At 61.8% G+C, this 24,252-nt stretch carries 25 protein-coding genes; 11 read left to right on the forward strand and 14 right to left on the reverse strand.

Features of this window, described 5'->3' with window-relative positions; genetic code table 11:
* Positions 1-41: 41 nt before the first annotated feature.
* The 4 genes from JJB74_RS20160 to JJB74_RS20175 form a co-directional block, all read right to left on the reverse strand.
* Positions 42-2,423 (reverse strand): glutamate cyclase domain-containing protein, encoded by a 2,382-nt coding sequence (locus tag JJB74_RS20160; RefSeq protein WP_200594855.1) that lies wholly within the window; start codon positions 2,421-2,423, stop codon positions 42-44.
* Between the two features lie 350 nt (positions 2,424-2,773).
* Entirely contained in the window at positions 2,774-3,943 is a 1,170-nt protein-coding gene (locus JJB74_RS20165; protein WP_200594857.1) for a vWA domain-containing protein, read from the reverse strand.
* A gap of 6 nt (positions 3,944-3,949) precedes the next feature.
* Positions 3,950-4,537, reverse strand: coding sequence for a GNAT family N-acetyltransferase (locus JJB74_RS20170; protein WP_200594858.1), 588 nt, complete (start codon positions 4,535-4,537; stop codon positions 3,950-3,952).
* A gap of 4 nt (positions 4,538-4,541) precedes the next feature.
* Positions 4,542-5,396, reverse strand: coding sequence for an AAA family ATPase (locus tag JJB74_RS20175; RefSeq protein WP_200594860.1), 855 nt, complete (start codon positions 5,394-5,396; stop codon positions 4,542-4,544).
* 125 nt (positions 5,397-5,521) lie between these two features.
* Here JJB74_RS20175 and JJB74_RS20180 point away from each other — a divergent pair, with 125 nt between their 5' ends.
* Positions 5,522-7,639 carry a preprotein translocase subunit TatB gene (locus JJB74_RS20180; RefSeq protein ID WP_200594862.1) on the forward strand — a complete coding sequence of 706 codons (2,118 nt, stop codon included), beginning with the start codon at positions 5,522-5,524 and terminating at the stop codon, positions 7,637-7,639.
* Between the two features lie 23 nt (positions 7,640-7,662).
* On the opposite strand, the gene JJB74_RS20185 is transcribed toward JJB74_RS20180, so the two are convergent.
* Positions 7,663-7,989, reverse strand: a complete 327-nt coding sequence (locus JJB74_RS20185; RefSeq protein WP_200594864.1) for a hypothetical protein — start codon at positions 7,987-7,989, stop codon at positions 7,663-7,665.
* Positions 7,990-8,118: 129 nt separating this feature from the next.
* Between JJB74_RS20185 and JJB74_RS20190 the strand changes: the two genes are divergently transcribed.
* From JJB74_RS20190 to JJB74_RS20205, 4 genes are all read left to right on the forward strand, one after another.
* Positions 8,119-9,075, forward strand: coding sequence for an alpha/beta hydrolase (locus JJB74_RS20190; RefSeq protein WP_200594866.1), 957 nt, complete (start codon positions 8,119-8,121; stop codon positions 9,073-9,075).
* Between the two features lie 175 nt (positions 9,076-9,250).
* Positions 9,251-9,751: a tetratricopeptide repeat protein gene (locus JJB74_RS20195; RefSeq protein ID WP_200594868.1), complete on the forward strand. Its 501-nt coding sequence runs from the start codon at positions 9,251-9,253 to the stop codon at positions 9,749-9,751.
* Between the two features lie 177 nt (positions 9,752-9,928).
* Positions 9,929-10,246: a c-type cytochrome gene (locus JJB74_RS20200; RefSeq protein ID WP_200594869.1), complete on the forward strand. Its 318-nt coding sequence runs from the start codon at positions 9,929-9,931 to the stop codon at positions 10,244-10,246.
* A 10-nt stretch (positions 10,247-10,256) separates the two neighbouring features.
* The gene (locus JJB74_RS20205) at positions 10,257-10,604 is read left to right on the forward strand and encodes a c-type cytochrome (RefSeq protein ID WP_200594871.1); all 348 of its coding nucleotides are present in this window, start codon (positions 10,257-10,259) and stop codon (positions 10,602-10,604) included.
* A gap of 116 nt (positions 10,605-10,720) precedes the next feature.
* Here JJB74_RS20205 and JJB74_RS20210 read toward each other — a convergent pair whose 3' ends face one another.
* The 5 genes from JJB74_RS20210 to fdxA form a co-directional block, all read right to left on the reverse strand.
* Complete coding sequence (locus JJB74_RS20210) at positions 10,721-11,143, reverse strand: DUF1841 family protein (protein ID WP_200594873.1); 423 nt, start codon at positions 11,141-11,143, stop codon at positions 10,721-10,723.
* A 144-nt stretch (positions 11,144-11,287) separates the two neighbouring features.
* Positions 11,288-11,938: an endonuclease III gene (gene nth / locus JJB74_RS20215; RefSeq protein ID WP_200594875.1), complete on the reverse strand. Its 651-nt coding sequence runs from the start codon at positions 11,936-11,938 to the stop codon at positions 11,288-11,290.
* Positions 11,935-12,633, reverse strand: a complete 699-nt coding sequence (gene rsxB, locus JJB74_RS20220) for an electron transport complex subunit RsxB (protein ID WP_200594877.1) — start codon at positions 12,631-12,633, stop codon at positions 11,935-11,937. Before rsxB ends, nth begins: the two co-directional genes overlap by 4 nt.
* A gap of 93 nt (positions 12,634-12,726) precedes the next feature.
* A complete protein-coding gene (locus JJB74_RS20225; RefSeq protein WP_200594878.1) occupies positions 12,727-13,962 on the reverse strand; it encodes a polyhydroxyalkanoate depolymerase in 1,236 nt (411 codons plus the stop codon).
* A gap of 500 nt (positions 13,963-14,462) precedes the next feature.
* Entirely contained in the window at positions 14,463-14,786 is a 324-nt protein-coding gene (gene fdxA, locus JJB74_RS20230) for a ferredoxin FdxA (RefSeq protein WP_200594880.1), read from the reverse strand.
* A 267-nt stretch (positions 14,787-15,053) separates the two neighbouring features.
* On the opposite strand from fdxA, the gene JJB74_RS20235 reads away from it, so the two are divergent.
* Genes JJB74_RS20235 through JJB74_RS20245 form a run of 3 tightly spaced genes read left to right on the forward strand, consistent with a single transcriptional unit; the run spans position 15,054 to position 17,702 of the window.
* Entirely contained in the window at positions 15,054-16,424 is a 1,371-nt protein-coding gene (locus tag JJB74_RS20235; RefSeq protein WP_200595016.1) for a sodium:proton antiporter, read from the forward strand.
* 13 nt (positions 16,425-16,437) lie between these two features.
* Positions 16,438-17,421: a 2-hydroxyacid dehydrogenase gene (locus JJB74_RS20240; RefSeq protein ID WP_200594882.1), complete on the forward strand. Its 984-nt coding sequence runs from the start codon at positions 16,438-16,440 to the stop codon at positions 17,419-17,421.
* 2 nt (positions 17,422-17,423) lie between these two features.
* The gene (locus tag JJB74_RS20245; RefSeq protein ID WP_200594884.1) at positions 17,424-17,702 is read left to right on the forward strand and encodes a polyhydroxyalkanoic acid system family protein; all 279 of its coding nucleotides are present in this window, start codon (positions 17,424-17,426) and stop codon (positions 17,700-17,702) included.
* Between the two features lie 79 nt (positions 17,703-17,781).
* On the opposite strand, the gene JJB74_RS20250 is transcribed toward JJB74_RS20245, so the two are convergent.
* The 3 genes from JJB74_RS20250 to JJB74_RS20260 form a co-directional block, all read right to left on the reverse strand.
* Positions 17,782-17,967 (reverse strand): hypothetical protein, encoded by a 186-nt coding sequence (locus JJB74_RS20250; RefSeq protein ID WP_200594885.1) that lies wholly within the window; start codon positions 17,965-17,967, stop codon positions 17,782-17,784.
* A complete protein-coding gene (locus tag JJB74_RS20255; protein WP_200594887.1) occupies positions 17,967-18,323 on the reverse strand; it encodes an FKBP-type peptidyl-prolyl cis-trans isomerase in 357 nt (118 codons plus the stop codon). Before JJB74_RS20255 ends, JJB74_RS20250 begins: the two co-directional genes overlap by 1 nt.
* Positions 18,324-18,411: 88 nt before the next feature.
* Positions 18,412-19,320, reverse strand: a complete 909-nt coding sequence (locus JJB74_RS20260; RefSeq protein WP_234484396.1) for an alpha/beta hydrolase — start codon at positions 19,318-19,320, stop codon at positions 18,412-18,414.
* A 135-nt stretch (positions 19,321-19,455) separates the two neighbouring features.
* Here JJB74_RS20260 and JJB74_RS20265 point away from each other — a divergent pair, with 135 nt between their 5' ends.
* The 3 genes from JJB74_RS20265 (at position 19,456) to JJB74_RS20275 (ending at position 23,797) form a co-directional block, all read left to right on the forward strand.
* Positions 19,456-20,268: an EI24 domain-containing protein gene (locus JJB74_RS20265; RefSeq protein WP_200594889.1), complete on the forward strand. Its 813-nt coding sequence runs from the start codon at positions 19,456-19,458 to the stop codon at positions 20,266-20,268.
* 42 nt (positions 20,269-20,310) lie between these two features.
* Positions 20,311-21,114, forward strand: a complete 804-nt coding sequence (locus JJB74_RS20270; RefSeq protein ID WP_200594890.1) for a competence/damage-inducible protein A — start codon at positions 20,311-20,313, stop codon at positions 21,112-21,114.
* A gap of 100 nt (positions 21,115-21,214) precedes the next feature.
* On the forward strand, positions 21,215-23,797 hold the full coding sequence (locus tag JJB74_RS20275) for a DUF349 domain-containing protein (RefSeq protein WP_200594892.1): 2,583 nt from the start codon (positions 21,215-21,217) through the stop codon (positions 23,795-23,797).
* A 28-nt stretch (positions 23,798-23,825) separates the two neighbouring features.
* Here the strand turns inward: JJB74_RS20275 and JJB74_RS20280 are convergent, their stop codons facing one another.
* Positions 23,826-24,251 (reverse strand): CesT family type III secretion system chaperone, encoded by a 426-nt coding sequence (locus tag JJB74_RS20280; RefSeq protein ID WP_200594894.1) that lies wholly within the window; start codon positions 24,249-24,251, stop codon positions 23,826-23,828.
* Position 24,252 lies beyond the last annotated feature (1 nt).

Genomic DNA, 24,252 nt, shown 5'->3' on the forward strand with positions numbered 1-24,252 from the left:
GAAATCCAACGGCTTACGATGCGCAGAAGCGCGCTCCGTAGTCATGAGTCGCGCGCTTCCGTACCCACGGGCAGCGGTTTTTCCGGCGGGGCGGCTGCTGCATTCTTATTCCCGGCCGGGCTCGCGCTGGCATGCTCTCGCTTCTTCGATATACCCGCATCGAAGTCGACGTTTTGAACGACAGCTTGGTCGAGTCCGTGATTCATGGCCGAAATCCTGACCTTGGTCTCGGATCCTGTCGTATGTATCGTGAATTGCGGCATCGACGAGTAGGCCGATCTCTCGTCTTTGCCGACCTCATACAGCTTCTCGATCAGCGCATCGGCCTGATCCTCCATCGGATCGAATACCGGAATAGTGTGGGTCATCCCGGCTCTTTTGAGTCGCTCTTTGAGGCGAGCGTCGACCATATGCCTGAGCGCCGGGAAGTGGGTGCAGCAGAGGAATACTGCAGTGCTGTCCAGCGGTATCTGATCGACATAACGGTTGACTTCAAACTCCAGCATCATGCCGGTCGGACTGTTGAGATCCACCTTGTAGATACCTGCATTGACCAAGCTGGCCCAATCCTTTTCTTTCATTGCCGGGTTATTCTTCTCGCCGCAACCAATGCGGATGACTGTCGGCGGCAGCACTCCCTTCTCTGCCGCTGCCTTGCGAATCTCCTCCGGATACCTTTCGTTTTTGGCCGTTGCTTCAGTCGACAGCAGTACAACCTTGTGGCCACCTCGGGCGACGATGGCGCCGGCAGTGTTTTCGATGAGGTCAATGATGTGAATATCGAGTTCCACTCCGCGTTCGCCTGCCTCCATATTCAATTCGTCGACAATGCGCTTCTTTATGCGATCGAGGTCCGCCAGGCATGCGGTATTGCACATCATGACGACGAAGACGCGTTCCTTACCTTGCTTGATCGTATAGCGCATCATTGAGTACACGCGCTCGTCGCGCGTCGCGTCATCTAGCTCTCCATAAGGCGCTTTCGCGTGGTCAGCGACCAGAAGCATATTGAGTACAAACCGCGACCTGGCGCGAACCCGCTCCGCGAAGGGTTTTGCAGCCACCAGCACGCCATCGCTTGAATCGACGGCAAAGACGTAGCGCTGCCTGGGACCATACAAGTATTGTTCCTCGATGGTTTGCGGCCATAGCATGCGTTCCTCGCGAATGATCGACTGCAGCTCGCCGAAAATTTTTGTCGCGTTCGCCAGGCGTTCGTCCTCTTTCTTGAGAAACGCCGCCGAGTTCTTCCTGGAGATCGGAGCAGAATTATCGCCTCGGAGTCCTGCCACTGGCTTGGCGACAAAAGCATCGCTGCTCCGGGCTCGTTTTCCGGCCTCCAGCATCTCCTTGACCTTTTTCGGCGTGCAAAGGGAAACTTCCTTGTAAGCAGCAACGAGCAACGATCCGAGGGCCAGAGCACCGCTGGTGGCACTCTGACTGATCACCTGGTGCGATGCGCGCAAGCCGGCATGCTTGTCGGTGTTGGTGGGTTTGACCTCTATGCCTTTCATGCCAGCCTGTGTGGCGGAATGGCCCAGGGCGATGGTCATGATCCCCAGGGCATTGGCGAGATTCATCGCCTGGTCAATCGCCATGTTGTACTCGCCGACGTAATTGCCGTCGGCATCGTGATACAGCCCTTTGACAGTTCTTCCAGGTGTACCGATATGCACGACAGCGTCGGGAGAATGAGTATCGATCAGGCCCCCGATCGCTTTGACCAGCATGCCGTTGACCGCATTGATTTCCACATAGCGAATATATTCCGCAGCAGTCGGGTTAAGCTTGCCCAGCAATTCTCGCACCAGTGCGGTATTCGTGCGGTCTGCCAGGACGATGGGTACCTTGTGCAATTCATAGAGGCTATGAGCGAGCAAGGCTGTTCCCAGCGGGCCGTCCAGTTGCGGCTTCCCGTCGGTGCAGTTTGAACCCGTGCACAAAAACACCTTCTCCGAATTGCTGATGGAATGAAAGCTGGTCAGCAGATTGCCAGCGCCTTCCGCGCGTTTAAACAGATTGCCGGCGCCTTCCGCGCGCTTAAGATTAAGCGCGTCCAGCAACATCCCGTCGATCGCTTCGAACTTTTTGCTCGTTTCCTTGTAGATATGCGTGGCGGAAGCAGGGTCGGATTTCGTTGGCTCGTAAGGGGAATCCCCCTTGTGATGCGCAATGTTGTCGTAAACGCTGTCCAGTTTTCTTTCGCCTTGCAGTACACGCGCGTTTGAGTCTGAAGAAAACCGGCGAGTCGAAGTTTTTACACCGGATGCAAAGCGTGCGCTGGATGCATAGCCTGCGCGGAATGCGGTCGTGCCATTCCAGGCCTCGTATCTCGATGCGCGTGATCCGGCACGGTGTATTCCGGATCGCGGGGACCTTTCATGGCTGCTAGTCGTGGTGACCCTGTTGGTAAGGCGTAGCATCTTTCCTCCTTGTGTTGAGAAAGCGTCTGCGTAGCCTTCGCCATACTTTGCATGCACAAGCGTTGAGCGGGACGATACGACCGCTTATCGATGTGGCAGTACAGCGATGCTGCCAGGGCTGCTCGTCAGCTGAACTTGGAACGCAGACTCTTCGATTGCAAACTCGGAGTCGGTAGTGTCAAATCGACGAATCTTGTTCCGTAACAATCGCTGATGAGTATCAGCCGAGTGACGAGCGGACGTGCTCAAGGATTTAGAAGGATCAACTGCGCGCAACGCGTCGGGAAGAGCCTGTTCGCAACCGGCGCGAGGAATTCAGGAGAAACGCCCGGCCATTGCAGGCCGCGGCGTTATTTGCTCAGCAAGCGCATTGCGCGCTCCAGCCCATCGATCGTCACCGGAAACATCCGGTCATTCATGATCTGCCGAATGATGCTGATCGATTGCCGATACTGCCACAAGCCTTCCGGTTCGGGATTGAGCCACAGGAATTTCGGGAAGGCATGGGTGAAGCGCTGCAGCCATTCGGCGCCGGCTTCTTCGTTGTTGTATTCCACCGAGCCGCCGGGCTGCAGGATCTCATACGGGCTCATCGTGGCGTCGCCGACGAAGATTACTTTCGTGTCCGGCGTGTATTTGCGCAGCACGTCCCAGGTCGGGAAGCGTTCGGCGTGACGGCGGCGGTTGTTCTTCCACAGGTAGTCGTAGACGCAGTTGTGGAAGTAGTAGAACTCCATGTTCTTGAATTCGCTTTTCGCGGCCGAGAACAATTCCTCGGTGCGGGCGATATGGTCGTCCATCGTGCCGCCGACGTCGAGCAGCATCAGCACCTTGATGTTGTTGCGGCGCTCGGGCTGCATGCGGATGTCGAGATAGCCGGCATTGTTGGCGGTGGCGCGGATGGTGTCGTCCAGCGCCAGTTCCTCATCCGCGCCCTCGCGGGCAAAGCGGCGCAAGCGGCGCAGCGCGACCTTGATGTTGCGGGTGCCGAGTTCGCGTTCGCCGTCGTAGTCGCGATAGGCACGCGCTTCCCAGACCTTGACGGCCGAGCGGTTGCCGCCTTCGCCGCCGATGCGTATGCCTTCCGGGTTCTTGCCGCCATTGCCGAACGGCGAGGTGCCGCCGGTGCCTATCCACTTGCTGCCGCCTTCGTGGCGTTCCTTCTGCTCAGCCAGCAGTTCCTTCAGGCGATCCATCAGCTTGTCGTAGCCGAATTTCTCGATCTGCGCGATCTGTTCGGGCGTGAGTTCGCGCTCCAAGCGCTTGATCAGCCAGTCCAGCGGAATGTCAGGATTCTTTTCGAACACCGCGTCGATGCCCTTGAAGTACAGGCCAAATGCCTTGTCGAACTTGTCGTAATGCGCTTCGTCCTTTACCAAGGTCATGCGCGACAGGTAATAGAACTCGTCCAGCGAGGGCGCGATGACTCCTTTCTGCATCGCTTCGAGCAGGATCAGGAATTCCTTGATCGAAACCGGGATCTTCGCGTCTTTCAGGGTGAAAAAGAAATCGATCAGCATGATGTCCTACCGTTGCTGCAGGTATTGGAGATGGCGCTTCACCGTCGGCCATTCGGATTCGATGATGGAAAACACCACGGTGTCGCGCAGCGTGCCATCGGCCAGGCGTTGATGATTGCGCAGCACGCCATCCTGCTTTGCGCCCAGGCGTTCGATTGCGGCACGCGATTGCCGGTTCATGAAATGGGTACGAAATTCAACTGCGATGCATCTCAGGGTTTCGAAGGCATGCGTGAGCAGGAGCAGCTTGGCGTCGGTATTGACGCCGGTGCGCTGCGCGCTTTGCGCCAGCCAGGTGTGGCCGATTTCGACGCGCCGGTTGTTTGCATCGACATGGAAGTATCGCGTCGAGCCGAGCACTCTGCCATTGCCTGCATCGCGAATGACAAAGGGCAGGGCGCCTTCCTGCTCGCGCATGGCCAGCGCCGCGGCGATCCACGGGCGCATGGCTTGCGGTGGCGGCGCCGAGGTGTACCAGAGCTTGTACAGCTCGCCATCCGCAACCGCCGTGACCAGCGCATCATGATGCGACTCGGTCAGCGGTTCCAGCAGCGCATGGCGCCCGGTCAGCGTGATCGGCTCGATGAAGGACATGCGATCAGCGGTTGTTGCGCGACATGAATACCAGGCGCTCGAACAGGTGCACATCCTGTTCATTCTTCAGCAGCGCGCCGTGCAGCGGCGGCACCGCGCTCTTCGGGTCCTTGGTGCGCAGCGCTTCCGGTGGAATGTCTTCGGCCAGCAGCAGCTTGAGCCAGTCCAGCAGTTCGGATGTCGACGGCTTCTTCTTTAGCCCGGGCACATCGCGCACTTCATAGAAGGTCTGCAGCGCCTGGGCCAGCAATTCCTTCTTCACGTTCGGGAAATGCACATCGACGATCTGCGCCATCGTGTCGCGATCCGGAAACTTGATGTAGTGGAAGAAGCAGCGGCGCAGGAAGGCGTCCGGCAATTCCTTTTCATTGTTGGAAGTGATGATCACCAGCGGCCTATGCTTCGCGCTCACCATCTCGCGTGTCTCATACACATAGAACTCCATGCGATCGAGTTCGCGCAGCAAGTCGTTCGGGAATTCGATGTCGGCCTTGTCGATCTCGTCGATCAGCAGCACCACCTGCTCGTTGGCGGTGAAGGCTTGCCACAGCACGCCCTTGACGATGTAGTTGTGGATGTCCTTGACACGCTCGTCGCCAAGCTGCGAATCACGCAGACGCGACACCGCATCGTATTCATACAAGCCTTGCTGGGCCTTGGTGGTGGACTTGACATGCCATTGCAATAGCGGCATGTTGAGCGCCGCCGCGACTTCCTCGGCCAGCATGGTCTTGCCAGTGCCCGGCTCGCCCTTGATCAGCAGCGGGCGCTGCAGCGTCATCGCCGCATTTACTGCGAGCTTGAGGTCATCGGTGGCTACGTAACTTTGGGAACCTTCGAACCGGTTGTCTGGTCGCATCTTGTCTCGCCGTCATGAAGAATAACAAAGGGCGAGTATAAGCGAGAAAAACCGGACGGGTGTTCGCTTTTCGGCAATGCCGATTGGTGGACTTCGCTACGGATCAATGGACTTCAGGGATAGGCATGAAGATGTTCTTTCTACGGGCTTGCGCGATGTGGCGCAGGTTCCGTCGCGGTTCGCCGGCCAGGCGTCAACTGCAATACGCTTCCCAGGTAGATGTGCTGATGCGAAGGACCAATCCCTTTGCTTCCTGGCATGAGCGCGCCAACTGGATGAGCGATGTGGCCGAATGGCTGCGCCATGAGCCGCAGCCTTCGCCGCGGGAAGAGGGCGTCATTCGCCGCGCCCGCCACCAGCGCACCCGCTATCTGCTGGACTGGCTCGATGCGCATCGCGATGTGCGGCGCCTGGTGCGCACCACGATACAGAAAACGCTGCGCGAAGCGGTCGGACCTGAGCTGTTCACCGACACCGGCATGCCTTGCGAGCCGGCCTTCCTGGGTGCGCTGTGGCAGCGCGCCACGGGTCTGTTGCTGCCGCGCTCGCCGGCGCAGCGCAAACTTTCTGCCTTGCTGGTCGCAATGTTTCCCGATCCGGCGGACGCCGACTGGCTGCTTGGCCTGGACGCGACGACCCTCGATCGCCTGTGGCGGCTCATCGCCGACGACGGCATCGCGCATGCGTATCTGCAGCAGGTCGATGAAGCGCTGATGCTGTTGATGTCCATGGTGCTCGCCACCGGGCTAAGCTCGGAATTCCAGGCACGCCTGATGCCGCGCATGCCGGTGCGCGCTTCGCCGTTCATGACGCTGCGCCGCGAGTTGGAAACGTATCTGGCCGCCAGCCCGAACGATGCGGGCGCCTTGCGCGGCGTGCGCATGCTGATCGCCGTCTGCAGCGCCCAGACCGACAAGATCTATGCCGACCTGGATGAGCACGGCGTTTCGCTGAGCCTGGTCTACCACCTCGAGCGTATGCGCGCGCAATTGAGCCGGATGGCGCGATTGATCGATCTGCGTTCGGCCGTGGCGCAGGAGAGTGGTCATGCGGCGCAAACCCTGCTGGGTGAGCTGATCCGGCTCCATCACGGCCAGAATGCAACCCTGCTCGGTTTGCCCAAGCGCGGCTTTTCGCTGCTGGCGCGCAAGCTTGCCGAGCGCCAGAGCCGCAACGGCGATGTGCGCATCGCGCGTGATGCCATCCAGTACCGTGCGATGCTGCGCGCCGGCGCGGTCGGCGGCATTGTGTGCGCGGTGATGCTACTGGCGCAGCGGCTGCTTCCGGGAGTCGCTCATCCGAAGTTCTTTGATGGTTTGCTCGCCGCGGCAAATCTCGGCACCGGCTTTCTGCTCATCTCCGCGCTCGGCGGCGTGCTCGCGGCGCGGCAACCGGCATTGACTGCGCCGGCGCTGGCCGCGCGCATGGGTGCGCTTGATACGTCGGACGGCTTGCGCGCGCTGCTGACCGAAGTCGCCATGCTGTTGCGCAGTCAGGCCGGGGCGGTGCTCGGGAATCTGCTCGCGTTGACGCCGGTGCTGTTGCTGGCCGCATCGGCGCTGGCCTGGATCGGCGGTGTCCGGCTGCTGAATGCACACACGGCGCAGTCCGAAATCGATGCGCTATCGCTCATCGGCCCGACGCCTCTGTATGCGGTCCTTACCGGCGTGCTGATCTGGCTCGCTGCGCTGTTCTCGGGGCTGGCGGACAACTGGTTCGCCTTGCGTCGCATGCGCGAGGCGCTGGCCTGCCATCGTCGGCTGGTCTATGCGCTCGGCAGCCTGCGCGCGCGACGTCTGGCCAGGTGGATGGAGCGCCATGTCGCCGACATCGCCGGCAATCTGGCGCTGGCGCTGCTCTTCGGCCTGACACCGACCCTGGCGAACTTTTTCGGTCTGCCGCTGGAAATGCGGCATGTCACACTGGCCGCCGGACAATTGATCGCGGCCGCCAGCGCGGTGGGATGGAGCGTGCTGCTGGAGCCGGCATTCTGGCTTGCGGCGGCGGGCGTGCTGGTCACGGGCGTGTTCAACGTTGCCGTGGCCTTTGTCTGCGCATTGTCCCTGGCCATGCATGCGCGCGGCCTGCCGCGCCGCGCACGGCGTCGGATCCTGCGCGCAATACTGCGGCGCTTCCTTGCCGCGCCGGCGACGTATCTGCTTCCGCAGCGCGGCGATGCGCCGGTTGCGACGCTGGCGCAGACATCCGGCGCGCAAGACCGGAGGCGCGAGGGGCGCTCCTGAGCTGATCGCTTTCGGCCGCAGCGCTACTGTGCCGGCGAGTCGCGGTAGTCCTGTTCCATGAAGCTGTTTTCCTGGTCGGCTGCGGCCTGTTCATCGGCGGAAAGGGCTTCATGCGCGCGCGCACGCTGCATCAGCACTGTCGCATTCTCGATCTTGCGCTCAACTTCCTCGGTGAGATTTCTGCGCGTTGGCGTGGTCGGCAGCGGGAATTCGCAGGCCTGCGCCATGCGCAGCAGCGGATCGTCTTCCGAAATAGTCGCATCCGGGCTGTGCGAATCCGCTTCCAGTCTGGCCTTGAGCGCATGCAGCGCCGAAAGCAGCTCTTCCAGTCGCTGCGTACTGATTGCCATGGTTGGTCCTCCTTGCCTTGATGGCTTTGATTATGGCAGCCCAGCTTGCGCATTCTTGGATGCTGCGCATGCTTTGCTCGCTATACTCGGTTCGAATCGGCCTGAACAAAACAATAGGGAGGACACATCATGCTTGACCCACAGGCGCGCGCGCTTCTCGACCTGATCGAGCAGCGCGGCATTCCACCGACCCACACGCTCAGCCCGGCGGACGCCAGGCGGTATTACCGCGAACGCCGCGCGGCCACGCAGCCCGAGCCGCCGCCGATTGGTGAGGCGAGGGAATTGCAGGCGCCGGGACCGCACGGCCCCATCCCGCTGCGCATGCTGCGGCCTGTCGGCGTCAGCAAAGACGCGGTGCTGCCAGCCCTGGTGTTCTTTCATGGCGGCGGCTGGGTGATCGGCGATCTCGATACCCATGACACGCTATGCCGTCAGCTTGCCAACGGCGCCGGTTGCGCCGTGCTCGCGGTGGATTACCGCATGGGCCCCGAGCATCGTTTCCCCGCCGCAGCGGAGGATTGCATTGCGGCGCTGAATTGGGTTGTGCGCGAAGCCACTGCGCTTGGCCTGGATGCATCGCGCATCGCGGTCGGCGGCGACAGCGCCGGCGGCAATCTGGCGGCGGTGGTCGCGCTGGCGGCTCGCGATGCCGGTGCTCCCGCGCTCGCCTATCAGCTGCTGATCTATCCGGCCACCGACATGCGCGCCGTCGCGCCTTCGCATGCGCGCAATGGACAGGGCTACCTGCTTACCGCCGATACCATCGCCTGGTTCCATGACCATTACATCGACGACCGGCGCCATGACCTCGACTGGCGCGCTTCGCCGCTGTTGCATCCCGATCTGAAAGGTCTGCCGCCAGCGCTGGTGCTCACTGCCGGCTATGACCCGCTGCGCGACGAGGGCTTGCAGTATGCGCAGCGCCTGTCCGAGGCGGGTAACCGGGTCAGCTATGTCTGCTTCGAGCGGCAGATTCACGGATTCATCCTGATGGGAAAGGTCATCGACGAGGCCAACGATGCGGTTGGCTGCTGCGCCGCGGCGCTAATGCGTGCCTTTGACAATGCGGTGAACAAGGCTTGAAGCGTCCGACCCTCGGCGATGGTCGGACGCGGTGTTCAGTCGCGCAACTGAAGATGAAGGCGCGTTACTACAGCGGCTTCATCGTCGCTTGCAAACGGGAGCTGGCTTGTCGAGCGATTTTCATCATCGGCCATGGGAGCCAGGCCGGAAGCTGTGACTACCAGGTGGAACTCTGATGGATTTCGATCTTGAAACCGCCCTCGAGTTGGCGGCGCAGCATATCTCCGATGGTCAGGCCGAGCTCGCCGTGCTCGTGCTGCGCCCTTTCGCGGATGGAGGGGCGCATTTCGGTGCGTCCCTGAAGGCTCTGGCGCGTCTCTATGCGCGGCTGCAAATGCCGGCCCTGGCGTTGGGTTGGTATGAATGCTGTTTTGCGCTACTGCCGCACACGCCCGATCTCTGGCTGGGCATGGCGCGCTTGCAGCTTGATTGCGGCAATTGCGACGCTGCGCTGGTGATCTGGAACGAGCTGCTCGAGCGGCATCCGCTGCTGGAAGCGGCTTTGTTCTATTCAGCCTGGGCGCTGCGGCATCGTCATCCCGAAGACGCCGTCGGCCGCATTCGCTTGCTGCTCCATACGGCTGCGCCGGATAGTGTTTATGCGCGCGGCGCGCGTGCGCTTCTGCGCAATCTTGGCCGCCACCATGGCCGCAGCTGTACCGATGGACGCAATTGAAGGTGTGCATTCAATGACTGTTGCCTGGCGTGGACGCTTTAAATCTCTTCCTGTAGAATCGGGCGGCCTCGGTTGCCAGATAAACATTAAGTGCCAAGGCGATGCGCCGCAGTCGGAAGTCCAGCAGTGAGAAGTTCATACGCGCATGCCCCGTTTCGCGTCAACTATCCAGCTACCATGAAAAACTTCATTGCATGTCTCGCGCTTGCGGGAATGGCTCAGCTCGCCGTTGCGGCGGATGCGCCGGCCAGTTCCCCCATCATCAACAAGGTCGCCAATTGCATAGGCTGTCACGGCATCCCGGGCTACAAGGCCTCATTCCCCGAGGTGTACCAGGTGCCGATGATCGGTGGCCAGTCCGCCAAGTACATTGAAAGCGCGCTACAGGCATACAAGAAGGGCGAGCGCAAGCATCCGACGATGCGCGGCATTGCGTCCTCTCTGTCCGACCAGGATATCGCCGACGTCGCAGCCTATTATTCGCAGCAGAAGTGACGGAGTTTTCATGAACCCACTGTACGCATCCGTTCTCCTCGCGGGCCTGGCGCTGGCCATGCATGCGCATGCCGCCGATGTCAACGCCGGCAAGTCCGCCACCGAAAAATACAATTGCGCGGCCTGTCACGGCAAAGACTTCAATACCCCGATCGATCCGAGTTACCCGAAGCTGGCAGGTCAGCATCGCGATTATCTCGAGCACGCGCTGGTAGCCTATCAGCGCGGTGGCGATGGTCCGAATGGCCGCAGCAATGCGATCATGGGCGCGCAGGCCAAGCCCTTGTCACGCCAGGACATCGCCAATATCGCTGCCTATCTGAACAGCCTTCCCGGATCGCTGGTCCTCAGAAAATAGAGCTTCATCCAAAGCGCGTTAATGGCGCCCGCCTGTGGTGGTGCGTTGTCAACCGCTTATGCACATCGATTGCGTTAAATGCGTCCGGGCCTGTCTGGGCCGCCGTGCTTGGTCTTTCAGCGTCGTCGGATGCAGTCAAGGTAGGCGGCGCTGTCGGGCGGCATGCCGCTGCGCTGCGCATTCCAGATCGTCTCGCCCAGGCACTCCATGATCTGGTGATGTGCCTCGTGTTCCGATTGGAGCTTTTGCGCCAGACGCTCATAGGCTGAGCGTATGCCGGGCGGCTGGTCGATGGAGAGCTGTTCCGCGATGGACAAATGCATGGACAGATGCAGGAAGGGATTGGCCTTGCCGCCTTCGACCGGATAATCCCGTTCGAGCGCGGCTTGTGCATCGGACAGGTCGGCTTCGTATTCCGGATGCTGAACAATCCAGTCGCGCGCAATAGCTTCGAGTGGTGTCAGGATTTCATGCGCGCGGTCTTTGCGCAGGGCCTCGCAAAAGAAACGGCGCACATCGTGTTGGGACGGGTTGAACATTTGCGATCTCGATCTGGTTGAAGATGACTGAGCCGGCTTGATGGTCGCAGGCTGCGGCACGCTGCATTGTAGTCGTCGGTGCCAGCACGACTCTTGCCCCGCCTCTGATAGCGGGTTTCGCGTCATGCAGAGGATGTGCGCTTGTTATACAGCCTTTGTCGGCCGTGGCGTCTTTGGACGGTAATCGCAGATGTCGGCAATCATGCAGTTCCAGCACTGCGGCGAGCGTGCGGTGCAGGTGTAACGCCCATGCAGAATCAGCCAGTGATGCGCATCCATGCGGTACTCGGGCGGCACGACCTTCATCAGCTTGCGTTCGACTTCCTCGACGTTCTTGCCCGGTGCGATGCCGGTGCGGTTGGAGACACGGAAGATGTGCGTGTCGACGGCGATCGCAATCTCGCCAAACGCGGTGTTCAGAATCACATTGGCCGTCTTCCTGCCCACGCCAGGCAGCGCTTCGAGCTCCTCCCGGGTGCGCGGCACTTCGCCGCCGTGGCGTTCCACCAGCAGGCGGCAGGTTTCAATCACATTCTTCGCCTTGGTACGGTACAGGCCTATGGTTTGGATATGGGGAATCAGGCCGTCCACGCCAAGGGCATGAATTTGCTGCGGTGTGTTCGCGACCGGGAACAGCTTGCGCATTGCCTTATTGACCGAGACATCGGTCGCCTGAGCCGACAGGATCACCGCAATCAGCAACTCGAATGGCGTGGTGTACTCGAGTTCGGTGGTCGGATGCGGATTGGCTGCCTGAAAGCGGCGAAAGATCTCGCGGCGTTTTTCCGGATTCATGCTGTGCCCCGCGCCTCGGCCTGTTCGCGCTTCTGGCGTGCGCGCTCGATTGCCGCGGCGATGACGGCTTTCTTGCGCTGCTGTTCGGCGAGCGCTTCCGGGCTGGATGCGGATTCCGCTTCGAGCGCCTTTAACTTTGCCGCCGCCTTCGCCGCCAGGCGCGCATCGTTCTCTTCCTTCTCGCGTTTCAGGCGCATGTCCCGAAATACATATCGTGCTCGCGCGGCGTCGGCTTGCTCCTGCGACCAGGCATCCCATCCGGTGCGGCCCGGTGTGACCTCGATCATCGCAATGCAGTCGACCGGGCAGGGCGCAACGCACAAGTCGCAGCCGGTGCACAGTTCCGGCAGCACGGTATGCATCTGCTTGGCAGCGCCAACGATGGCATCGACCGGGCAGGCTTGTATGCACAGCGTACAGCCGATGCACAGCGATTCATCGATCAGGGCGACGGCGCGCGAGCGTTCTTCACCATGCGCAGGGTTCAGGGGAATGACTGGCTTGCCGAGCGCCGCGGCCAAGCGCGCAATGCCCTGTTTGCCGCCGGGCGGGCATTGATTCCAGGGCGCGCCCGCTGCCATGGCTTTGGCGTAAGCGCGGCAGTCCGGATAGCCGCACTTGGTGCACTGGGTTTGCGGTAGCAGGTTTTCCAGCCGGTCGGCGAGGGTAGCGGAAGAGAGGGATGGTTCAGGCATGGCGGCATTATCCCGGCAATCGTCGGAAGATGCCAAGCGGCCCGCTTGCTGCGGGCCGCTTCAATCAGGATGGCTTATGTGCTTGCTCGAGGCTCAGGCGTGCGAGCGAATGAACTCGCCAATCTTCGGCGCAATGATCTGACGCCACCGACTGCCCGAGAAAATGCCGTAATGGCCGCACTTCGGCGCGACGAAATGCTGCTTCTTTTGCTGCGGAATGCTGCTGCAGAGATCATGCGCGGCTTCGGTTTGGCCCGAGCCGGAGATATCGTCGAGTTCGCCTTCGATGGTGAACAGGGCGACGCTCTTGATATCGTGCGGCCGCACCAGCTTGCCCTCGACTTCCCAGGTGCCCAGCGGCAGCCGGAATTCCTGGAACACGGTCTTGATCGTCTCGAGGTAATACTCGGCCGGCATGTCCAGCACCGCGTTGTATTCGTCGTAGAACTTGCGATGTTCTTCGGCCGACTCATTGTCGCCGGCGCGCAGATGCATGTAGAAATCCCAATGGCTCTGCGCATGGCGTTGCGGATTCATTGCGACGAAGCCCGCATGCTGCAGAAAGCCGGGATAGACCTTGCGGCCAAATGCCGGATAGGTCGGTGGCACCGCATAGATCACATTGTTCTCGAACCAGGAGAAAGGCTTTTCCGTGGCAAGATTGTTGACCTCGGTCGGCGATCGGCGCGGGTCGATCGGGCCGCCCATCATCGTCATGGTCTTCGGCAGCTTTGGATCGTTTTCGCTCGCCATCAGCGAAATCGCAGCCAATACCGGCACGGTTGGCTGGCATACCGAAATTACATGCACATCCGGGCCAAGCCGGCGGATGAAATCCTGGACGTAGTAGATGTAGTCGTGCAGGTGAAACGGGCCCTCGGAGACCGGAACCATGCGCGCATCGGTCCAATCGGTGATGTACACATCATGGTTCTTCACCAGTTCGCGCACGGTTTCACGCAGCAGGGTCGAATGATGTCCGGACAGGGGCGCCACCAGCAGCACGGTCGGCTGCTCCAGCGAGGTGATGCTGCTGCCGTCGAGGTCCTTCTTGAAGTGCAGCAGACGGCAGAACGGCTTGTCGACCGCAACCTGTTCAATGATCGGCAGCTCAAGACCATCAACGACGGTGGTTTTGATACCGAAAGGGGGCTTCTCGTATTCCTTGCCCAGCCGGTACATCAATTCGTAGCCAGCAGCGATACGTTGCGAGAACGGCGTGTGCGCGAGCGGGGAAACCGGATTGCTGAACAGTTTGGAGGACGCTTCAGCCCACTGCACCAGCGGGCTCAGAAGAGTGCGATTGAACTCATGAAATTGATAAAGCATGGTTGTCCTTTCCAGTCACGCCCGTATTGCGTCTAATCAACGAATTTCCATGAGGCATCATAAACAAATTCATTCGTTCATGGTGGACTTTCTTCATCCACTTACCTGGACGCGAAGCCCAGAAACCCCGACGCTGCTTGGGTAACAAGGCTCCACGGAAAGTCCTTGGCCGACAGGTTTTACCGATGCTATCCAATTTCCTGCAAAATTTAGGTTCGTTGCCGCACGTCCGCATGTGAAAGTTGCGCTTGAGCTCGAACCGGCTGAATTGATATCTGCAGCATAGAAGCCTTGCACGCTGCACCGTTGAGAAAGTCCAAATTTAGCCAGCTTTGTGGCGAAAATCGGACATATCGTTCGATAAAAGATCGAATCACGGCGTCGCTACATAACTGAAGGCAGAGGGCCGTAAAGGCAATGCGGAAAAGACAAAGCCGATACGGAAAGCGCCTTAGAGGCGCACCGTTATCGGCTTTGGCAGGGAAAGGAGAAGCGGCGGGTCAGCGGACCAGGTATTGCAGCTTGTCCTTGACGTCCTTGAATTCTTCGGCTTCCGGCAGTGCGGCGCCGCTCTTGGTGATCGATTGCCACTTCGGCGAGAGGTCGGCGTTGATCTTGATGAACTGCTGCTGGTCGGCCGGGACATCCTCTTCCGCGTAGATGGCATTGACCGGGCATTCCGGAACGCACACCGCGCAATCGATGCATTCATCCGGGTCGATCACGAGGAAATTCGGGCCTGCGCGAAAGCAATCCACCGGGCATACATCCACGCAATCCGTGTATTTGCAGCGGATGCAGGATTCGGTCACAACATGGGTCATAACAGTCCTATCTTGAATAAAGCAGGGCAATGCTGGAAACGCGTGGCGGGAGATGTGCCGCGAAAACGCCGGTGCCGCCCGAAAAAAGACGTTTATTTTATGGCATATCAGGTTTCCACACAAACCGGGCCAATACCGTCATGAGCTCGCTGATTGATCGATGATTGATCAAGAATGCAACTTTCGCCTTTTCTCGGCGCGGTAGAATACGGCGCTTTCGATAACAGGGAGACATCATTGCAGGGAAAAATTCTCGGCACGCTGCTTATGCTCATTCCCTGCTGCGCATGGGCCCAAGGGCTGGATGGCAGCGCGCTCGGTGTCTCATGGGGACTGCCCTTTGCCGGACTGCTGCTCTCGATTGCGCTGTGTCCGTTGGTCACGCCAGGTGTCTGGCATCGGCACTACGGCAAGATCGCTGCATTCTGGGCAGCCGCTTTCCTGATTCCGGCGGCGCTGCTGTTCGGACCGCAAGTCGCGCTGCTCACCGCGGCGCATGCCTTGCTGGAGGAATACCTGCCTTTCATCATCCTGATCACGACCCTGTTCGTCGTCGCGGGTGGCATCTTCATCGGCGGCAATCTGCATGGCACGCCGGCGCGCAATACAGGGCTGCTCGCACTCGGCACGCTACTGGCCAGCGTGATGGGCACGACCGGCGCAGCGATGCTGATGGTCAGGCCCGTGATTCGCGCCAACGACAACCGTCGCCATGGCGCGCACATCATGGTGTTCTTCATCTTCCTCGTGGCCAATGCCGGCGGCGCGCTCACGCCGCTTGGCGATCCGCCGCTCTTCCTCGGCTTTCTGCAGGGCGTCGATTTCTTCTGGACACTGCGACATATCTTCCCGGAGACGCTGTTCCTGTGCCTGTCGCTGCTGGCGCTGTTCTATCTCGTTGATTCCTTCTATTACCACCGCCGCGAGGAAATCCTCGCAGAGGATCCGACCCCGGATTCGCCGGTCAGCGTCACCGGCAAGCTGAATTTCCTGCTGCTCGCCGGCGTTGTCGGGCTCGTCCTGTTGAGCGGATTGTGGAAGCCCGGCATTGCCTGGAGCGTGCTGGGCGTGGAGCTCGAGCTTCCCGGCCTGGTGCGCGATGTCGGCCTGATCGCGATCATCCTGCTCTCGCTGGCATTGACGCCGGCTGCCGCACGGGCGGGCAATGCGTTTTCCTGGGCGCCGGTGATCGAAGTGGCAAAGCTTTTCGCTGCGATCTTCATCACGATGATTCCGGCCATCGCGATGCTGCGCGCCGGCGAGTCCGGCGCCTTTGCCGCGGTGATTCGGGCCGTGACCGACCCCGCCGGGCGGCCGATCGACGCGATGTACTTCTGGGCCAGCGGCCTGTTGTCCTCGTTCCTGGACAATGCGCCGACCTACCTGGTGTTCTTCAACACCGCCGGCGGCGACGCGAAAACGCTGATGACCACGCTGGCCTCGACGCTGGCGGCGATTTCCTGTGGCGCTGTGTTCATGGGCGCCAACAGCTACATCGGCAATGCGCCGAACATGATGGTCAAAGCCATCGCCGAAGAACGCGGCATCAAGATGCCGTCCTTCTTCGGTTACATGCTGTGGTCCGGCGCGGTGCTGGTACCGCTTTTTCTCCTGATGACTTTCATTTTCTTCCGCTGACAAGGATTCCCGCATGAAGCCTCGCATACTCGTCGCGCGCGCCATCTTTCCCGAAACCCTTGAGCGTCTGCGACAGCATTTCGATGTCGAAGACAATCCGAACGACGATATCTTCAGCCCCGAAGAACTCGCCGCGCGCCTCAAGGGCAAGGACGGCCTGTTCTCCAGCCTGAGCGAGCGCATCACGCCGCAATTGCTCGCCGCCTGCCCGCAGCTCAAGGCGGTGTGCAACATGGCCGTCGGCTACAACAACATCGATGTCGACGCCGCCACCGCCGCCGGCGTGGTCGTCACCAATACACCGGAAGTGCTGAACAAGACTACCGCCGATTTCGGCTTCACGCTGATGATGGCCGCCGCACGACGTGTCACAGAAGCCGAGCAATGGCTGCGCGCGGGGCAATGGAAGAAATGGCGGTATGACGACCTGGTCGGCGCCGACATCCACGGCGCCACGCTGGGCATCATCGGCATGGGGCGCATCGGCCAGGAAATTGCGCGCCGCTCGATCGGCTTCGACATGCAGGTGATCTACCACAACCGCAGCCGCCTCGCGCCCGAGCTCGAGGCGCGCGCCAACAATGCGCGCTACGTCAGCAAGGAAGAACTATTGCGCACGGCTGATCATGTGATCCTGGTCGTGCCGTACAGCCCGGCGCTGCACCACATGATCGGCCCGGCCGAGCTGGCGCTGATGAAGCCGTCGGCGATTCTGGTCAATGTCGCGCGCGGCGGCATCGTCGACGATGCGGCGCTGATCGCCGCGCTGCGCGAGCGCCGCATTGCCGGCGCCGGCATCGACGTGTTCGAAAACGAGCCGGCCTTCAATCCGGAATTCCTGTCGCTGTCCAACGTCGTGCTCACGCCGCACATCGCCAGCGCGTCGCTGGCAACCCGGCGCGCGATGGCCGAGTGCGCGGCAGACAATCTGATTGCGGCATTGACCGGCGGCGTGCCGCCGAACGTGGTCAATCCGGCTGTCACCGGAGGCGCCTGAGCATGGCAGAGATCCGTATCCATCAGCCGCATGCGCTGACGCTAGACCGGGCGCGCGCAGCGGCGCAGGCGATGGCCGAGCGCATGGCGAGCGAATTCGGGGCGAGCTACGCTTGGGAGGGCGACATGCTGCGATTCCGGCAGACCGGCGCACAGGGCACGCTGGCGCTCCTGGACGGCGAAGCGCGACTGGAACTCGAACTGGGCGGGATGATGAGCGCTTTCGCGTCGATGATCGAAGAGAAGCTGAGCCGGAAGATGCGGGAAATCTTTACCGCTTAGCCGTGGAGCCTGGCATGGCGGCCGCCATGCCAGTGCAACAACAAGGATTTGAGCGCTTGGCTGGAAAACGGAACGCGGATCAGAACACCGCGTCGGCCACGCTACCTGCCGCACTGACCGCGGCACTGCCTGCAGTAATGCCGACATTGACCACGGTGCCGGCAACCGACACCGCCGAACTGGCCACGCTCGCAGTCGTGGACACCACGCTGCAGCCGCATAGCAGTACGAGGCTGGCGGCAAGAAGGCAAAAGAGGCGCGGCATCAGACGCCCAGCAGCTCGACTTCGAAGATCAGCGTTGCATTCGGCGGAATCACGCCGCCGGCGCCGCGGGCGCCATAGCCGAGCGCGGCCGGAATGATCAGCTTGCGCACGCCGCCGACCTTCATGCCGGCCACACCCTGGTCCCAGCCCTTGATCACATGACCGGCGCCGAGCGGAAACTGGAAGGGATCATTGCGATCCTTGCTCGAATCGAATTTGCGGCCAGCGCTGCCGTCCGGATTCTGCAGCCAGCCGGTGTAATGCACCGTCACATACTGACCCGGGCTGGCCTCGGGGCCGGTTCCTACCTGAACGTCCTCGTATTGCAGTCCGGAAGCCGTCATCACAGTCGACATGATTTTCCTTTGCGTAGGGTAAATGGTCGGTGATTGTAACAGTTGGCCTTTCAACGCACGCTCACCCCAAGTACAGTTGTCAGTCCATTCATGCCGGATTCGGTGCGATACCAAACAGCTTGGTGAACGCCTGCCGGAATTCCTCTTCGGCAACATGCATGCTGTTGTTGTGGCTGGCTCCGGGCACCAGCAATAGCTTCTTGGGACCATGTGCCGCCTGGAACAGCTCCTCGGAAAAGCGCGAAGGCACATAGCGGTCGCCGGTGCCGTGCACGATCAGCACAGGAAGATCGACCTTCGCGATCTTGTCGATCGAATCGAACTTCTGCGACAGGATCAGCTGCAGCGGCAGCCAGGGCGTGCTCAGCGACTTGGCGATTTCGGCCAGGTTGGTGAACGAGGATTCCACGATCAGCCCGCGTGCCGGCGCGCGTTCGCCCGCATGCGTGCCGAACTGCGACGCCAGATCGATCGCGATGGCGCCGCCGAGCGAATGGCCGTAGATGAAGCGGCGTGCTGGATCCGGCTGCAGCTCAGTCAGGCGCTGCCAGGCCACGCGCGCATCTTCATACACCGTGCGTTCGGAAGGCAGGTCGCCATCGCTCTTGCCGAAGCCGCGGTAATCAATGGCCAGAACCGAAAAGCCGAAGTCATGCAATTGCTGTATGCGGAACAGCTGGCCGGTCAGATTCCAGCGTGCGCCGTGCAGGTACAGCACCGCCGGCGCCTTGGGATCATCCGCCGGCCACCACCAGGAGTCCACATGCTGCACGCCCGTGGCGGTGGCGATCGGCAGACGCTTTTCGACCATGCCTTGCGGCATGCCGTAATACCAGCTGGCCGTGCCGGGCGCGACATTGAACACCAGTTCGCGCTCCTTGTGGGCGAGCGTGCTGCAGCCGGCAAAGCCAAGCGGCACGCACAGGGCGACGAGCAGCAGCGCGCGCAGACGTCGGCGCATCCAGTGATGTAAGGAAGGGAGGAGGGAAGACATCATGATTGCGAAAAGACAGTATCGATGAAGGTCATCAAGAACATTCCTTGTGACAATTGACGCGCATAAACGTTCCATCGGCCACGGTCTGCGCCCCGGGTAGAATGTCGGCTCCATTCCTCCGCCGCCATCACGCCTATGCATTCCGTCCTGACTGCGCTCGGCAGGGCAGTCCTGTCGCAATTGCGCCCGCGCATGCTGCTGCTGACCTTTCTGCCTTTTTTCGCATCGCTGGTGCTGTGGGGTGTCATCCTGGCTTTCGGCTTGAATCCGCTGATCGACTGGCTGCATAGGTATTTCGCCGAGAACGGATGGTTTCAGTGGACCGGGGCTGTCTTGTCGTCGATAGGCGCCGGCGCGCTGAAAACTGTGCTGGTACCGCTCCTGGCGATGTGGCTGCTACTGCCGTTGATGATCCTCACCGCGCTGCTGTTCGTCGGTTTGGGCGCGATGCCCGTCATCGCCCGGCATGTGTCCTCGCGCCACTATCCGGACCTCGAGCGCCGGCGCGGCGGTTCGCTGGCGGGCAGCATCGCCACCTCGCTGGTCGTCTTCGTCGTCTTCGCGCTGCTCTGGCTGCTCGCCTTGCCGCTGTACCTGTTTCCACCGCTGGCGCTGCTGGTGCAGCCGGTGCTGTGGGGTTGGCTCACTTGCCGGGTGATGGCCTATGACGCGCTGTCCGAGCATGCCAGTCGTGATGAACGGCGCCAGCTGATGCGCCAGGAACGCTGGCCACTGCTGGGCATCGGCGTAGCCACCGGCGCACTGGGCGCGGCGCCGACGCTGCTGTGGCTGGGCGGCGTGCTGTCGGTGGTGTTCTTTCCGCTGCTGGCGGCGGTATCGATCTGGCTGTACGTGCTGGTCTTCGTTTTTTCCGGGCTCTGGTTTCAGCATTACTGCCTGGCGGCGCTGGCGCGCCTGCGCCACGCGTCCGACTTGCCTGATGCATAATCCCGAGCTCGGGTTTCTTCAACCATTTATCGGACAGCGAATATGGCCATCGGTCTCATCATCATCGGCGACGAAATTCTCTCGGGTAAGCGGATCGACAAGCACTTCGCCCGCGGCATCGAGATCCTTGCCGCGCGCGGCATGCAGCTCGGCTGGGCCGAATACCTCGGCGACAATCCGGAGCGCATCACCGCGACCCTGAAACGCACCCTGGCCAGCGACGACATCGTGTTTTCCTTCGGCGGCATCGGCGCCACGCCCGACGACCATACCCGCCAGTGCGCCGCGGTCGCGCTCGGCGTGCCGCTGGTGCTGCATCCGCAGGCCAAAACCCTGATCGAAGAGCGCATCGTCGAAATGGCCCGCGCATCGAACCAGGATCCGCGCCTGGATGCGCCGGAAAACCAGCACCGCCTGAAGATGGGCGAATTTCCGCAGGGCGCCGACATCATTCCGAATCCGTACAACAAGATTCCCGGTTTTTCGATTGCCAATGCCAGCGGCACCGGCGCGCATCATTTCGTGCCGGGCTTCCCGGTGATGGCGCATCCGATGATGGAATGGGTGCTCGATACGCTATATCCGCAGCTGTTCCACCAGATCGCCTGGCAGGAAAAGTCGGTGTTCGTCTACGGCTCGATGGAATCGACGCTCACGCCGCTGATGGAAGCGGTGGAAACCGCCTTCCCGCTGGTGAAGGTGTTCAGCCTGCCCAGCGTTGGCGATGCGCAGACACGCCGCCATATCGAACTCGGCGTCAAGGGCGAGCCGAGCCAGGTTGCCCAGGCCTGGGAGCAGCTGCTTGCCGGCCTCGATCGCTTGAGCGCAGAGTATCGGCCGGTGTGAACCCGCGGTGCCGGTGCCCACCAGCAAGCGGCGCCGGGGCAGGCCGGTATTGCTATGATGGCGGTTTTCCGCCCAGAGCCACTCCAGCCCATCCGCCGACATGTTCCGTTTCCTCTTCAAGCGCACTCCGAAACCGGAGAGCGCCGCTTCCGCCGCGCCCGCAAAAATCCAGACTCCCGACCGCGCCGAATTGCAGCGCCAGGCGCGCGATGCCGCCATCGCGCAGGCCGAATCGCTGTCGGGCGATGAGGGGCGCGCCGTCGCCTTCATTCTGGAATCTGAGCATGCCGATGCGCGCATGAAGGCCGCGCAGTATCTGTACGCCAGGGAGCACCTGGAACGGGTGCGCGACGCGATGCGCAATGTCGACCGGCGCGTGGCCAAGCTGATGCAGCAACGCCTGGAGCAGCTGCAACGCCAGGAGGCGCTGACCGCGCGCGGCATCGCGGCGGCGGAAAAAGCCGAACGCCTCGTCAGCGCGCCGCAACCGATGGTGAACCAGGTCGCCGAACTCGATCGCGACTGGGCTGCGCTGAAGGAAGTGCCCGAGGCGATACGCCAGCGTTTCGACGCCAGCCGGGAAAGGCTCGCGCAGCGCCTGCAGGCGCAGGCCGCCCTGCAGCGCGCGGTGCTGGACGAAGTCGCCGCGCTACAACGGCTGCGGGATGCGCACGAGCCGCTATCGGATGAAGAGCTGGAACAACAACTCACTGCGGCAGAGGGGCGCATGGCTGCACACCTGCAGTCGAGCGAGGCGCCAAGCCTGCCGAAGAATCCGGTGCTTGCGTTCCAGGATGGCGTGAGTGCTTTGCGCACGGCGATGCAGCAGCGTGCTGCGCGCCGTGAGGCCCAGGCCGCACGCGACGCGGCGCTGCAGGGCTGGGAAGAGGCGACGACCGCAGATCCGATGCAATTGACGGAAGCCGATCTGCGCCGCGAATGGGCGGCGCTTCCGGCGCTCTCGTCCGAAGATGCTGCGCATTTGCAGTCGCGTTTTGACGTTCTGCTCGCGCAAGTACGCGCGGCGCACAAACCGAAGGAAACACCGAAGCCCGCGCCAGCTCGAACCGAGAGCCGCGCGCAGCCCGATGCCGAAAGTGCGCTTGGTTTCGAGGAAGCGCTCGGCGCGCTTGAAGCGGCGCTGGAAGACGGATCGCTGCATGCTGCTGCCGAGCAGGATCGCGCGCTGCGCGGCTTTGACCTGAAGGCAATACGTCCGACCGATGCGCAGATGGCACGGCTATCGCGCCTGCGCGCCGAACTCGCCCGCCTGCAGGGCTGGGCGCGCTGGGGCGGCAGCGTCTCGCGCGACGAGCTGGTAAAGGCTGCCGAAGATCTGCAGGGCCAGCCGATGCCGGTTGCCGAGCTGGCGAAAAAGCTGGGCAGCCTGCGCGCCCGCTGGAAGGAATTGGATACGGCATCCGGCGCGGCGGGAAAGGAAGTCTGGCAGCGCTTTGATGCCGCCTGCACGGCGGCCCATGCGCCGCTGGCCGAGCACTACCAAACGCTTGCCGAAGAAAGACGCCAAAACCTGGAGCGCGCGCGCGCCATGGTCGCCGAAGTGCGGGAGCAGGCGCAGACGGCGGGCGTGCTCGGCGAGGGCGTCGATGTCGACTGGAAGGCGCTGGCCGGATTCTGCAATCGCATCAGCCAGAACTTTCGCCGGATCGGTCCGATCGACAGGCGTGAACGCAAGGCGATCGATGTGGAATTCGAAGCGGCGCTGCGCGCATTGACCGAACCGCTCGCCGCGCAGCAGCGGCACGAGATCGAGCGACGAGAACAATTGATTGCCGAAGTCGAGTCGCTGGACGCGAATTCACCGCGCTCGATCGATGCCTTGCGCGTGATCCAGGAACGTTGGCAGGACATGGCGCGCAGTCTGCCGCTGGCGCGCGCGGATGAGCAGGCGCTGTGGCAGCGTTTCCGTGCCGCCTGCGACGCGCTGTTCGCCGAGCGCCGTGAAGCGGCCAAGGTTGCCGACGCCGAACGGCAGGAAAACCTGGAGCGCAAGAACGCCTTGTGCGCTGCGCTGGAGGCGGCAATCGACGCGCCGGTGTCGACGCTGGCGCAAACGCTACGCGCCACCGAGGAAGCCTGGCGCGGTATCGGCCCTGCGCCGCGCGCAGCGCAATCGGCGCTCGACGAGCGCTATGCCAATGCGACTGGCGCGCTCAGGCAGCGCATCGAGGCGGCGCGCACGCAAAAGCTGGAGCAGAGCGCGAAAGTCCTGCTGGAACGCCTGGCGCTTTGCCGGCGCGCGGAAGAGGCGCTGATTTCGGGTCGTACCGAAGAGGGTGTCGAGGCAATGCGTGCGGATTGGGCCGCGCTGCCGGCTGCATCGGACGCACTCGGGCATGCGCTGCAACACCGCTTCGATGCGGCACTGAGCGGCGATGCCGTCGCGAGCGCAACGCTGGAAAAGCAGCGCGGCGCAGTGCTGGCTGACATCCTGGCGCTGGAAATTCTGCTCGGCGTGGATAGTCCCCCCGAACTGGCGCAGGAACGGCTGAAGCAGCAGGTGCAGGTGCTGCAATCCTCACTAGGTTCCGGGCAGCGCCAGCAGCAGGCGCAGCGTCCGCGCGAGTTGCTGTTGCAAGCGTGTTCCGCGCCGGCGCGGCTTGCCGATCAGGACATGGCGCGCCTGGTGCGGATCCTGCCGCTGGCGCTGCAGGCGGAATGAGGCTCGGATACTTCTGCTGCGAAGCCTCCTAGTCCTGCGCTTCGAGGAAGAAGGTCTGCCGCCACAGCTGCGCCTGCGTGGCGATGTGGCGCAGGGTTTCCAGCAGGAGTTCCGCGGAGACGCTTGCGAACAGGATTTCCGAGCAGAACAGGATATTGCCGTTGATCGGATCACGGCCGAAGACCGGCGAATTGCCGCGAAAGAAAATCAGGTTCATTTCCATCAGCCGTTCCAGCGCTTCGACACGCCGTGTTTCGGGTAGCGGACCGAATTCGCAGAACAGAAAGGCGCGGTCCGCATGCGTTGCGCCCGCATGGCAAAGCAGGAAGGAAACACCGGCAATGGCCAGCGCCAGGCTTTCCATGCCATCAGGCTGTGGGTGCCTGGGCGGTGGCGAACCGGCGACAACACTGGCGAGCGCCAGCCGCAACTCGGCGAAATCCTTGATCGGCATC

This window comes from Noviherbaspirillum pedocola, assembly GCF_016632335.1.
Classification (GTDB): Bacteria; Pseudomonadota; Gammaproteobacteria; order Burkholderiales; family Burkholderiaceae_D; genus Noviherbaspirillum_A; species Noviherbaspirillum_A pedocola.